The sequence below is a fragment of the Streptomyces sp. NPDC026417 genome (assembly GCF_055567695.1).
The window spans coordinates 1-12,574 of sequence record NZ_JBVHPY010000051.1 but is presented as its reverse complement, the minus strand read 5'-3'; the positions used below and the strand labels follow the sequence as shown (position 1 = coordinate 12,574).

Below are 12,574 nucleotides of genomic sequence, written 5' to 3'. Positions count from 1 at the left end.
GATCGCGCAGGCCCTGCGCGACGCCGGTGTCGACGTGCCGCTGCGCGACTTCGGCATCCCGCCGCGTTTCCTCGACCACGCCTCCCGCAAGGAGGCCATGGCGGAGATCGGCCTGACCGCCCCGGACATCGCCCACCAAATATTGGGCCCCCTCGGAACGGCCACCGATCTGGCGGTGGCTACGTCTGCCAGAGACGAGTCCTGGTTACAGGTCCAAGAGCAGTCAACCGCAGAGGTTCGCTCGCCTTGTGGAGTGATGCCTGAAGAAGCCCACGAGGAAGATAGGGAAAACCTGTTAAAAGTTTGACCACCGCAACCCGGAGGCCACGACAGGAAGAATTCACATTCTCAGCTTTTGCTACTCGCATCGAGAGTGCACGCCGCGGCCCTGGACAGCAAAGATCGCGTCACCGAAGCCGAATTTTCTTCTAAGCAGCCTCGAATCTCCGCAGCACGAACCCGCACCCACTCAGATAGGGTAAATAACGTGAATACGAGCGAGACCCCCCTGACGGAATTCCTTAAGGCTGACATAGAGATAATTAGACGCTCATGTCCAGCCACGGTAATATTTGCCGTTGGCGGAACGCGCCGATCCGCCTTGCTAAATGGGAATGCGGTGGATGCAACCTACCCCCAGAGGCAAATCAAGGACCTAGTGAGCTCCGCAAGTAAGATGTTTAACTGTGGCGTCAGGCACCTGATTCTCCCGTCTGGCAGGCCTCAAATTTTTGCCGAGAAAGGATTCTATAGAAAGCATGCCATAAGCTGGTATTCTAAGCTGATCGAAAAGCAATCCCTAGAGAAATTTCACGAAATTGACTGTGCAGTGCGACTGGTGGCCGGAGGAGACCTTCCGGGTGAATTGAAGGCGATCTCTTCCGAGATTTTTGCGAAAACTAAAACCTCCTCCGACCGAACCATCTGGATCTATGCAACATTTAGCTATGAAGACTTATGGAAGTCTTATTTCGCTGCAGCCGCCGCGAAGGGCGTAAGATCTCGAAATCAACTCATCACCTCCATATTTGGAGAAGAAATTCCATTGGCTCAAATCCTGATCAGCTTCGGCAAGGTTATGGTAGCCCTCGATCACCTGCCACCAATTCTATTTGATGAGATTCATTGTTACTGGAGGACGCGGCCAGGATTCGCTATAGCCGAGGATGAGTTTCGGACGATCCTGTACGACTTTGCATTCCAGCGGACCACTTGGATCGCAGACAAGACAGGTCGAGAAGCTGCGGTCCTCGATGAACCCCAGCTGTGGCTGAGCGGCCCCACCATCGGCCTGGGGCGCCGAGTCGGGCCTTACTGGTACCCCGACGTCCCGCCCTCACCTGAAACGGATGCGAATCAATGACTGTGCATCTGCTGGTCGACACTGATTTCGGAGTCGATGACTGCGTAGCACTCACATGGCTTCTATCACAGACCGAGGTGGACGCTGAGTTGACGGGCGTGACAACAGTCGCCGGCAACACCGCCGTGGGGAGCGCAACAGCCAACTGCCAGGCTTGGTTAGAATACCTTGGCTACAGCAGGGTGCCGGTAGGGAAAGGCGCCGCGCACCCCTTGAAACGCATGCGAAGCACAACAGGTGAAATGCTGCATGGCCGCGCTGGCCCACCCATTCCCGGCGCATCCCAATACCTAGAGCAGCAATCCGCGCTTGATGTCTACCGCTGGATCACTGACACTTTCAGTAACGTCACGCTCTTGACCCTGGGGCCACTCACTAACCTCGCCCACATCCTCAGCCACGAACCTCAATTGCTGAAGAGATTTTCCCATATCATCGTGCATGGAGGCGCATGGCGATGCGGAAGCAGAACTCCAGTAGCCGACTACAACATATGGCAAGACCCCGAAGCAGCCGACGTCGTATTTCGACAGAAACTTCCGATAGAGCTCTTTACCTCGGACGTGGCACGTGTCCTCACTTATACTCCAGATGATCTGCGCGCTTTAAGCGTTCGAAACTCCCCCACCGACCGTCAATTGACTCGAATGTTGCGAAAGTATTATCACGCGCAGGCCGCCTACAGTGACCGCTACCTCGCCACACTGCCTGATGTGGCAGCAGCCATGTACTGCCTCATCCCTGCCCTGGCGCGAACTCAGTCGGCATTAGTAAGAATTTCCCTTGATGAGCACCTTACACGTGGACAGACGGTTATCGGTACAACCCCGGGAGAACGCATAGCAATGATTGCCACAGATCGTGAACTCAGCGACTTAGCTTCACTTGAGCCCGGGGAAGCGCAAGTCCGACACCATTCCCATGAAATACTCCGAAGAGAGCCTTGCAATGCTGCGGTTGTGCACCACATCGATCCACGGGGCCTGCGCCAGCGATTTCTGCGCGACATTTGCCGGAGCGTAACGTGAGCCTGAAACTGGAAAGTAAGTTCCACGGGGTGATCCTTGACCGGGACGGGGTCCTGGCACAACCGCGCCGCCAGGAGGCTGAGCGGCATTTCCATTCTCTTGGACTCAGCGTGCCTCATATGTGGAAGCTCTGGTACTCCTGGGGAGCTCAGGGAAGTTTTCCCAGAAGCATTGAGGAAGAAAAACAGTTCTGGCCTGCTTTTTGGAGATACGTAGCTCGAGAGAGTTCCCTCCCTGTCCACCAGTCCAATAAGCTGCAGGATAAAGACTACACGGATTTCCTCGAGCCCTTCCCTGATGCCCGCCCAGCACTTGAGGCGCTGCGATTGAGCAAAATGAAGGTCGCAGTTTTGTCCAACTTCACACTCGCAAGCCTGGAAGACTCTTTGAAATCTCTTGGCCTGTCACACCTCGTCGATGTTAGCGTGCCAGCGCACGTACTTGGCATACGAAAGCCACATCGCCAGGCCTATGCACGCACCGCCGGCCTCCTCGGCCTGCGATGCGACGAATGTGCCTTTGTCGACGATACCTTCGAACACGTCCTGGCCGCCGAAAAGGCTGGCATGACAGGCTACTTCCTTGATCGCGCAAATAGTAAAGATCGCCATCCTCGGAAAATATCCAGCCTGTCCGAGGCCGTCACGGACATACTTTCCACATAGATCCCGGATACGGAGGCTTCCCGCCCAAGGTTTCGCTAATGAAAGTAGGCATCACCACTCACCCCTCTCCAGTAATCCGAAACTTGGCGAGACACAATGATTGAAAATCACATTCGAGAATTGCGGAAAATAATCAGCGATGCCGGAAACGGTGGAGGCCTCATTAGCCCCTCTCTATATGATTCAGCGACCGTTGCCTACAACCTAGGGGTTGATGAATGGCAAGAGTTCTCTAGCTGGCTGATGTCAAAACAGTTCCCGGATGGCGGATGGGGAGATCCCTTGACTCCTCTTTATCGTGAAGTACCCACCATGGCTGCCATCCTGGCACTTGCGAGCGGGAAAAACTGTCCTGCCGCGCAGGAATCTATAAGTGCGGGGCTTACCTACTTGGATAACTCTGACCTGCCCTTGCAATCTCTACAGATCGGCGGAAGTGATCTCCCGGTTGGAGCAGAAGTGATCGCTCCCTCATTGCATAACCACCTGAAAAGAGCTCACCTGGTAAAATCAACACTTCCATATCGACAGCTCGAAGAAATCGCTGCTAGAAAGAAGAAGGCGATCGAGTCAGTTCCCCTGAGGCCAGGAGCCCCGTGGCTTCACATTTGGGAATCATGGAAAGAAGGCCCGCTCCCCTCTGAATTCATAGATGGGATCGGAAGCGTAGGTCATAGTGCGAGTGCCACTGCAGCCTGGATACAGCAGGAGCAAGGAAATCCTCAAAATGTCGAATTCACTGCACTGTGTCGCGGATATCTCCAGGCATCCTCCAGGGCAACAGCCTCCCTCTCGAGAGGGGTCTATCCAGTCGGCTGGCCACACACAAACTTCGAGGTGGCATTCATCCTATACGGGCTCATGCTTGCCGGGCTACTTAGTGACGCTCGCTTCGAAGACGTCACCAGGCAGTCCGCCAAGAGATTGAGGAGGTCCCTCAAGAAAACAGGAATCGGAATGAGTGACTACTTCCTGGAAGACGGCGATGATACTAGCGCAGCCCTAGCGGTATTTCACTCTCTGGGTATCGATGCGAGTGTTAATCTCCTGGCCATTTTTGACAATGGAAGCCATTTCTCGGCATACCCTGGCGAGCTGCATTCTTCGCCCAGCCTAACGGCCCGATGCATGCATGTTCTAAAACTCAATGGGCGCTCAATTGATCCTTACGTGAAATATATTACCGAGCGGCAAGAAAATGACGGGCGGTGGCCGCATGATAAATGGAATAGATCGTGGCTCTATACCACCTTGCATTGCGTGATCGCATTGGAGGGGGATCACCGATACGTGGACTCGATCACTAACGCCGCACTAGCCGTACTTAGGGAACAGCACAAGGATGGAGGGTGGGGCTCAACCGGATATTCCAACCTCCTAGAAACCTCCTACGCAGTCCTAACGCTTATCCGTTTTGAAAACATTCCAAGAATCGATAATGCAGTGCGCCGCAGTTTGCATCGAGCATGTGGGTATGTAAACTCAGACCTCCCTCCGGAGGCCATGAAAGTTCAAAGTTGGATTTCCAAAGAACTTTATCGCATGTACCGAATTGATAGAGCTTTCGAACTGTCGGCAATTTTGTCCCTGCAGGCTAGGTTTTCTGATTCTTCTACACTTCTCTGAAAGTGGCAGCTCCCTTTTGTGATCGGAAGGCCTAACTGGCAACCGATCTGGGGAAGACTTGGCTCCTGCAGGAACTATCAAGTATTTTACCGGAGAAGGGTCACACTCAGAGCATCTGGTGGGTGCACGGTCAGGTCGTTTGCACGGCCGGACAGTGCGGGCGAAATCCACAAAGCAGTCGTGACGTTCACTGGCGTTGGTGTTTTTTGGGAGAAGTCGCCCCCGGACTGTCGCCGCCCGGGTCACATTCTGCATCGACTACGTCCTGGTCAGCGGCTGCGCCTGGCGTTCTTTGCCCGCGCGCTTCGGAATATCGAAGTCGACCGCTCACCGTCGGTTTCTGATCTGGTCGAGAGCCGGTGTCTGGGGTCGGCTTCACGAGGCGGTCCTGCACCGGCTCGACGACGTCGGACACGAACCGACTGCCCCTCCTCGTTGGCATCTCCGCCGCGAACGTCCACGACAGCGAAGGACTGAAGCCCATGGTCGCGCGGGCCACCAAACGAAACACGATCCGTTCCGCGGATGGTACTTCCAGCCCACAATACGTCGCGCGCCAGATGAAAATCTTGCATAACGACGCCTCGGCGTCTACAGCAACTCTTGCTTGTCAGCCCGAACGATTCGAAACGACCATCTCATGGGCAAGCTCTCAGACAAGTCCTCTACACCGAAGTCTGACAGATCGACCGATGTCGGCGCTCGGCGCCCACAGGTTAGCTCAAGGTGCCAAGCCTTGAGTTGCAATCACTCTAGGTTCAGATGGCCAATTAGTCGATCCTCTTGTTATCGGTAGAAGTCCATCGAGTCAGCCGATTGAAGGGTTTTTAGCAAATTAACTAAGGGGTGATTTGCGTGAGGCGTAAACTGACCGGCGTGCTCTTTGCGGGATTGGTTGCGTTATCTGGTGTTGCAATATCTTCTCCGGAAGCTAGCGCAGCCGGAGAGACTTGTGGTGCTTACGTTAGCCATCCCGGGGTGCCCGATGGGATAAAGTCGAGAGTCTGTATCAGTTCCTACCTCTCTCAGGGGAAGTGGGTCAAGCAAGCCCACGCCACTATCTTGAATCCCAATGGATACAAGATCTACCTGCAAGCCACTGCAAGCATTGACGGCCTCAATAGTTCATGGTCATGCACCGGGTGGACTAGCTCCGTGGCCTCAGACTGTTATTCTTACGCAGTTGAAGATTCCAGCAGTAGGCGGGCACGGCTGGATCTCTGGACCTATACGGATTATGGGTCCTGGAAGCACTCTGGAACGACAAGTCCATACGCCAACTATTAATTGACGCCATACGCGAGGGTTCGAAATAGGACCTTTATTTGAGCTCAATTTTTCATCCTCAATTCAAGGGACTTTCTGGTCTCGCACGCAATCCTCGGCCATCCTTTGGGCGAGGATCGCGTGCTGTCTGACTCTGTTACGCAGTTCGTCGCTCCCGCTACGAAGGCTGGTTGCCGCCGATCAACGCTTCGGAACTACGGGGCGCCGGAGCGACAACAGCGTAGGTGGCGAAGGCGGCGAGGTGACCGGTGGAGGGGGAAGATACTGCCGTCGTCTACCTCGGTCAGGATGCGGGCTCCGGTCCTGCCGCCGACTCCCGACATCGAGGTCATGTCGCTGGAAACGGGTTAGAACTCCTGTCGGAATGACTTCAGCCGTCGCCAGCAGATGAGTGCGCATCCGAGGGTGAGGAAAGCTTCGTGGATGTCGTCGCGGATCTCCCAGCGGATGCGTAGGCGGTGGAACCGATGCAGGTGGGCAAGGGCGCGTTCCACGACCCAGCGTTGGGTGCCCAGGCCAGGCCAGGGCCGTGCTCGGTGCCGCGGCGGGCGATCATTCGGTTTCACGCCCAGAGCGCGGACCAGGCGGCGGTACTTGTCGTAGTCGTAGCCACGGTCGCCCAGCACCACATCGGGGCGACGCCGAGGCCGGCCGCACCGGCGGCACGGCCTCGAGCAAGAGGGATCAGCTGCGTCACGTCGTTACGGTTGCTGCCGGTCAGTGTGACGGCGAGCGGAATGCCGGTGGCATCGGTGATCAGGTGATGTTTGCTGCCCGACCTGCCCCGGTCCACAGGGCTTCGCCCTGTGTTGACTCCCCCCTTAACGCCTGGATGCGGGATCCGTCCACGGCCGCCCGGGAGAAGTCCGGAGCGCGTTCGCGCCGCGAAGCTCGGCCGGCAGGACCTCGTGCAGCCGGGGCCACACACCGGCCTCGGTCCACTCCGCAAGGCGCCGCCAGCAGGTCATGCCCGAGCCGAAGTCAAGCTCCTGCGGCAGGTATTCCCAGGCGATCCCGGTGTGCAGCGCGACCAAGATGCCCTGGAACCCACCGGTCCGGATGCCGTTTGCGCCCCGGATGCAGGGCCCGACGCTCCACCTTCGGCAACAGCGACTCGATGACCGCCCACAACTCGTCATCGACTTCCCACGTCAGCAGTTTGCGCAGGTCAAGAACGGCGGTGTCTGGGGGGCGGCTGGTGAGGGCATGCGTCTGTGCGACTTCTATGGTCACCCGGTCGTAATCGGCTCAGCCGATGAACGTGACTGCCCGGTGTGTGGCGTGGGTGCTGAGTCAGCCCGAAGTTGCTGGCTGGGGCAGTCGCGGAGCATGGAGAAGAGGACGTTGGCCGGCGCCTGGCGAGGCAGAGCAGGGCTTGGGTGTGATGTTTGCACTGGGCGATCTTCTTGTCGTAGTAGGCCCTGAAGGTCGCGTCGCCCAGTGGGCAGCGAACGCTCCAGCAACGGAAGGTTCGCGAGCCTGGTACGCCTCGCTGGTCACGTCAGCGTCGAAGGCGACGAATATCCCCCCACTCGGCGGTCGCCTGGTTCTCGCCGCCGATCATCCGCAGTGCGCCATCACGGGCCACTTCCGCGCTGTAGGAACGCCTCACCCTCGTCCGTTCTAGCTGTCATGTGGTGGGAGTGGATGAGTGGCTGTGGCCGTTGGCTTTGTCGAGCAGTAGCGACGTCGCTTGTCGATGAGTTCGGGAGGCGCCTCGATACACGGATTGGTGGTGTTGACGAGTTTGGGAGGCACCGGGGTTCTTGCCAGGGCAGCATCGGGATGCTCCTGGTGAAAGGTGCTGGTCATGCCGCGGATGTCGAGGGTCGAGCTGTACGCGGCGATCCGGCGTGACCACCGCGGCGGTATGTCGATGCGGGAGCTTGAGCGCAAGCACGGCGTGACGTGGCGGAACGGTGCGGAAGGCACTGGACTCGGCCTGGCCGGAGCCGCGCAAGAAGCTGCCGCCCCGGGCGAGCGGGCTGGATCCGTACAAGCCAGTGATCGACGAGATCCTCCGGACGGACCTGGATGCGCCACGCAAGCAGCGTCATACCGTCACGCGGATCTTCCACCGGCTGGTCGAGGAACATGGGGCGGACGTCTCCTACGGGATGGTCCGCTACTACGTCGCCAGCCGGAAGCCGGAGATTCTGGTCGCGTCCGGCAAGGCACCGCTGGAGGCCTTCGTCCCGCAGACCCACCAGCCCGGTCACGAGGCGGAAGTCGACTTCGGTGACGTGACGGTGCGGCTGGCAGGCGAGCTGGTGACCTGCTATTTGTTCTCCTTCCGGCTGTCGTATTCGGGCAAGGCCGTCCACCGGGTGTTCGCCTTCTGCGGTCAGGAAGCGTTCTTCGAAGGTCACGTCCACGCGCTTCGGACACTGGGCGGCGTCCCGCGGAGCAAGGTGCGCTACGACAACCTCAAGGCCGCCGTCGCAAGGGTGCTCGAGCTGAGCCGGGCAAGGGTCGAGGCTGACCGGTGGATTGCGTTCAGGTCGCATTTCGGTATCGAGAGCTTCTACTGCCAGCCCGGTATCGACGGCGCCCACGAGAAGGGCGGTGTCGAAGGCCAGATCGGCTACTTCCGCCGCAACCACTTCGTTCCCGTCCCCGAAGTGTCCTAGCTCGCCGAGCTGAACGAAATGGTCGAGCAGTGGGACCGGCAGGACGACGCACGCCGCATCGGTGCCCGGTCCAAGACTGTCGCCGAGTGCTTCGCGCTCGAACAGCCGCTGTTGATGCCCCTGCCCGAGGAGCCGTTCGAGACGGGCCGGCTGTTCAGGCCGAGGGTGGACCGCTATGGCCAGATTCCCGTCCGCACCAACCGCTACTCGGTGCCGATCCGGCTGATCGGCAAGCGGGTGCGAGTCGTCCTGCATGCTTCTCACCTGGTGGTTTATGACCAGAACGTGGAAGTGGCCAGGCACGAGAGACTCATCGCCAAGGGCGCCGTCCGCCTGGAGCTGGATCACTACCTGGAGGTCCTGGTCCGCAAGCCCGGCGCGTTTCCCGGTTCCACCGCCCTCGAACAGGCCCGCTCGGCAGGCAAATTCACCCCTGTCCACGACGCTTGGTGGGCTCAGGCTCAGAAGATCCACGGCGAGCGGGACGGCACCCGCGCGTTGATCGAGGTCCTGCTCCTTGGTCGGCACCTGCCGCACGAGTACGTCGTCGCAGGACTGGCTGCGGCCCTGCGGGCGGGGGCGATGACTGCTGATGCCGTCGCGCTGGAGGCCCGCAAGGCCGCCCAAGCCGAGACCGAACCCGACCCGGCAAGCCGGCCATCGCCCGCCAACTCGTCGGCGAACGTGACGTCTCTGCACGAGTGGAAGCTGTCTCATCTCCCTCCGGACACCCGGCCGCTGCCGTCGGTGACCCCCTATGACCAGTTGCTCCGACATCGTCGCGTCAGCGGCGCAGACCACCGAGAGGGAGAAGCGCAGTGACCCTGCCCCGCCAGCGAGGCTTGACCGAGCAGGCCGCCGACGCCGCCATTGACACCGCCTGTCGCATGCTGCGGCTGCCATCGATCAGAAATGAGTTCAACGAGATCGCCGACCGGGCGATGAAGGACCAGATGACCTACCGCGGCTTCCTCGCCGAGCTGCTGATGGCCGAATGCGACGACCGGGCACGGCGCCGCTCGGAACGGCGGATCAAGGCGGCCGGCTTCCCGCGGGAGAAGTCCCTGCGGGCCTTCGACTTCGACGCCAACCCGAACATCGACGCGGCCACGATCCACACTCTTGCCAGCTGCGAGTGGATCAAGAAGAGTCAGCCGCTCTGTCTGATCGGGGATTCCGGCACCGGCAAGTCCCACATGCTCATTGCCCTGGGCACCGAGGCCGCGATGAAGGGCTACCGCGTCCGCTACACCCTCGCCACGAAGCTGGTGAACGAGCTGGTCGAGGCCGCTGATGAGAAGCAGCTCAACAAGACCATCGCGCGCTACGGCCGCGTCGATCTTCTCTGCATCGACGAGTTGGGCTATATGGAGCTGGACCGCCACGGCGCCGAACTGCTGTTCCAGGTTCTGACCGAGCGGGAGGAGAAGAACAGCGTCGCGATCGCCTCGAACGAGTCGTTCGGCGGCTGGACCAAGACCTTCACCGATCCCCGGCTCTGCGCGGCCATCGTCGACCGGCTCACCTTCAACGGCACCATCATCGAGACCGGCACCGACTCCTACCGCCTTGCCCAGACCCGCGCACGAGCTCACGAGCAGGTCAACCGCCGGCTGACCGGCTGCCGAGCGTGACCCGAGACGGTGTGACTGGCCTCACAGCATTCCCATGGCGTCTGCTGTCGATCCGGCCACTGCTGGTTCGTCCTTCCAGCGACGCGGCCACCGGCCGCCAGAAGGCAAAGCGCAAGGAAAGGCCTGATCATGGACTACGTGGTGCTGATCTATCGGGACGAGTCGAAGGACGGCGAGGTCGACTGGGACCAGCTCGGCAAGGACTACGACGCCTACGCCGCCGCAGCCGTGCAGGCAGGTGTGATGCGAGGCGGCCAGAAGCTGCAGCCGTCGGCCACCGCGACCACGGTGGCCGTCCGTGAGGGCGAGCGCCTGGTCACCGACGGCCCGTTCGCCGAGGCCCGTGAGCAGCTGGGCGGATTCTTCGTACTGAAGTGCGCGGACCTGGACGAGGCGCTGGCATGGGCAGCGCGCTGCCCGGGCGCGAGTCACGGCACGGTGGAGGTGCGTCCGGTGATGCCCACCTGACCGGCGGCGAGGAGCTCGGGCAGATCTTCCGAGCCGAGCACGGCCGGGTCCTGGCCCGGCTGGTGAGCCTCCTCGGCGACTTGGACGTCGCCGAGGAGGCCCTCGCCGATGCCTGCCTGCAGGCAGTACGGCGCTGGTCGGCCGACGGCATCCCGGACCACCCGGCCGCCTGGCTGACCACGGTGGCCCGTAACGCGGCGATCGACCGCATCCGCCGCGAGCAGAACCTGGCCGGCAAGCTCGCGCTGCTGCGAACGGAGACCACGATGGCCCACATTCAAGCGCCACCCGAACCGGCACAGGGCGACATCCCCGATGAGCGGCTGCGGCTGTTCTTCACCTGCTGCCACCCCGCCCTGGCACGGCCTGCTCAGGTCGCGCTCACCTTGCGCTGCCTGGCCGGCCTGTCCACGCCCGAGGTCGCCCGGCTGTTCCTGGTCAGCGAGCCAGCCATCGCCCAGCGCATCGTGCGGGCCAAGCGCAAGATCCGCGACGCCGCCATCCCCTACCGCGTCCCGGACAGCACGGAACTTCCCCAGCGGCTGCCGGCCGTGCTGGCAGTGCTCTATCTGCTGTTCACCGAGGGATACGCGGCCACCGCCGGACCCACGCAGATCCGCCCAGAGCTGTGTGAGGAGGCCATCCGACTGGCCCGCGCCCTGCACCGCCTGCTGCCCGGCGAAGCCGAGGCCACCGCGCTGCTGGCGCTGATGCTGCTGACCGACGCCCGCCGCCCCGCCCGCACCACCGCCGACGGACAGCTCGTAATGCTCGAAGACCAGGACCGCACCCTATGGGACCAACAGCAGATCGCCGAGGGCCGCCGACTGGTCATCACCGCCCTGCGCACCAAGTCGCCCGGACCCTACGCGCTGCAGGCAGCGATCGCCGCGGTGCACGCCGACGCCCTCACCGCACAGGCCACCGACTGGCCGCAGATCGCCTCCCTCTACGGCCTGCTCGCCCAGACAACCCCCTCACCGATGGTCGAACTCAACCGGGCCATCGCCCTCGCCATGGCCGACGGACCCGCCCTCGGCCTGCGCATCCTCGACCAGCTCCAGGAAGACGGACACCTGGCCGGCTCCCACCTGCTGCCCGCCGCCCGCGCCGAACTCCTGCGCCGCCTCGGCCGCACCACCGAAGCGGTCGCCGCCTACGACACCGCACTCGCCTACGTCGGGAACCAAGCCGAACGCGACTACCTCCTGCGCCGACGCAACCAACTCACCTCACCCGACCAAGGACCCACCCATGACCCCCGATGAACTCTTCGACGACATCGCTGCCGACCTCGCCCACCACGGCGCTACCGCCGGTGCGATGTTCGGCAAGCGCGCCCTCAAGGCTCACGGCAAGGCCTTCGCCTGCCTCAAGGACGACTACCTCGCCTTCAAACTCGGCGACGGCACCCCCACCCACGCAGAAGCCCTCGCCCTGACCGGGGCTGAACTCTTCGACCCGTCGGGGAAGCACCGTCCCTTCAGGGACTGGGTCGCCGTCCCCCACGCACACGCAGCTCAGTGGCCCAACCTGGCCGAAGCCGCACTGAACAGCCTCAGCTCATAACCCGCTGCCGAGCGCCACGGCCTGCCTCCCGCCGAAGCAGCGCCGTCATTTCTCATGGACAAGCACAAGCCCAGTGATCACCAACTGCAGCCGAAACTCACCCACAAACGCTGTTGCTGAACGTGAACGAAGCCAGGCCGTTCTCAGACTGGCAGCCGCCCCGTGTTGCTACAAACATGGTCCACCTCACCGTCGAGGACACGGTCTAGCTAGAGGTTGTCCCGTATGGGCCGTGAGTTATCCGGTGAGGGCCAGGTTGTAGAGCCGGGCGATGCCGAGCATGGCCTGGTGAACCCCGTTGCCC

General features: G+C 61.1%; 8 protein-coding genes and 5 pseudogenes. 11 read left to right on the top strand and 2 right to left on the bottom strand.

What is annotated here, in order from left to right; genetic code table 11:
- From ACZ4NT_RS37425 to ACZ4NT_RS37400, 6 genes and pseudogenes are all read left to right on the top strand, one after another.
- Positions 1-307, top strand: a pseudogene (locus tag ACZ4NT_RS37425) (hypothetical protein); the annotation flags it as partial.
- 180 nt (positions 308-487) lie between these two features.
- Positions 488-1,363, top strand: a complete 876-nt coding sequence (locus ACZ4NT_RS37420; RefSeq protein ID WP_467729815.1) for a hypothetical protein — start codon at positions 488-490, stop codon at positions 1,361-1,363.
- On the top strand, positions 1,360-2,391 hold the full coding sequence (locus ACZ4NT_RS37415) for a nucleoside hydrolase (protein ID WP_467729813.1): 1,032 nt from the start codon (positions 1,360-1,362) through the stop codon (positions 2,389-2,391). The genes ACZ4NT_RS37420 and ACZ4NT_RS37415 overlap by 4 nt, the downstream gene beginning before the upstream one ends.
- On the top strand, positions 2,388-3,056 hold the full coding sequence (locus tag ACZ4NT_RS37410; RefSeq protein WP_467729811.1) for an HAD family hydrolase: 669 nt from the start codon (positions 2,388-2,390) through the stop codon (positions 3,054-3,056). The genes ACZ4NT_RS37415 and ACZ4NT_RS37410 overlap by 4 nt, the downstream gene beginning before the upstream one ends.
- 96 nt (positions 3,057-3,152) lie before the next feature.
- Positions 3,153-4,682: a hypothetical protein gene (locus ACZ4NT_RS37405; protein WP_467729809.1), complete on the top strand. Its 1,530-nt coding sequence runs from the start codon at positions 3,153-3,155 to the stop codon at positions 4,680-4,682.
- Between the two features lie 196 nt (positions 4,683-4,878).
- Positions 4,879-5,223, top strand: a pseudogene (locus ACZ4NT_RS37400) (transposase); the annotation flags it as partial.
- Between the two features lie 1,093 nt (positions 5,224-6,316).
- On the opposite strand, the pseudogene ACZ4NT_RS37395 reads toward ACZ4NT_RS37400, so the two are convergent.
- Positions 6,317-7,127, bottom strand: a pseudogene (locus tag ACZ4NT_RS37395) (IS5 family transposase).
- A 71-nt stretch (positions 7,128-7,198) separates the two neighbouring features.
- Positions 7,199-7,410, bottom strand: a pseudogene (locus tag ACZ4NT_RS37390) (hypothetical protein); the annotation flags it as partial.
- A gap of 378 nt (positions 7,411-7,788) precedes the next feature.
- Here ACZ4NT_RS37390 and istA point away from each other — a divergent pair.
- The 5 genes and pseudogenes from istA to ACZ4NT_RS37365 all read left to right on the top strand — a co-directional run bounded on the left by istA (position 7,789) and on the right by ACZ4NT_RS37365 (position 12,270).
- Positions 7,789-9,421: pseudogene (gene istA, locus ACZ4NT_RS37385) on the top strand (IS21 family transposase).
- Positions 9,418-10,233, top strand: coding sequence for an IS21-like element helper ATPase IstB (gene istB, locus ACZ4NT_RS37380; protein ID WP_467729807.1), 816 nt, complete (start codon positions 9,418-9,420; stop codon positions 10,231-10,233). Before istA ends, istB begins: the two are co-directional and overlap by 4 nt.
- A gap of 129 nt (positions 10,234-10,362) precedes the next feature.
- On the top strand, positions 10,363-10,701 hold the full coding sequence (locus ACZ4NT_RS37375; protein WP_467729805.1) for a YciI family protein: 339 nt from the start codon (positions 10,363-10,365) through the stop codon (positions 10,699-10,701).
- Positions 10,635-11,969 (top strand): RNA polymerase sigma factor, encoded by a 1,335-nt coding sequence (locus ACZ4NT_RS37370; RefSeq protein ID WP_467729803.1) that lies wholly within the window; start codon positions 10,635-10,637, stop codon positions 11,967-11,969. The genes ACZ4NT_RS37375 and ACZ4NT_RS37370 overlap by 67 nt, the downstream gene beginning before the upstream one ends.
- On the top strand, positions 11,956-12,270 hold the full coding sequence (locus tag ACZ4NT_RS37365; protein ID WP_467729801.1) for a hypothetical protein: 315 nt from the start codon (positions 11,956-11,958) through the stop codon (positions 12,268-12,270). The genes ACZ4NT_RS37370 and ACZ4NT_RS37365 overlap by 14 nt, the downstream gene beginning before the upstream one ends.
- Positions 12,271-12,574: the final 304 nt, after the last annotated feature.

Bases quoted from the DNA above. Each gene is read 5' to 3' on its own strand.
- ACZ4NT_RS37415 (WP_467729813.1), top strand. From the start codon at position 1,360: ATGACTGTGCATCTGCTGGTCGACACTGATTTCGGAGTCGATGACTGC.
- ACZ4NT_RS37405 (WP_467729809.1), top strand. From the start codon at position 3,153: ATGATTGAAAATCACATTCGAGAATTGCGGAAAATAATCAGCGATGCC.
- ACZ4NT_RS37375 (WP_467729805.1), top strand. From the start codon at position 10,363: ATGGACTACGTGGTGCTGATCTATCGGGACGAGTCGAAGGACGGCGAG.
- ACZ4NT_RS37370 (WP_467729803.1), top strand. From the start codon at position 10,635: ATGGGCAGCGCGCTGCCCGGGCGCGAGTCACGGCACGGTGGAGGTGCG.
- ACZ4NT_RS37365 (WP_467729801.1), top strand. From the start codon at position 11,956: ATGACCCCCGATGAACTCTTCGACGACATCGCTGCCGACCTCGCCCAC.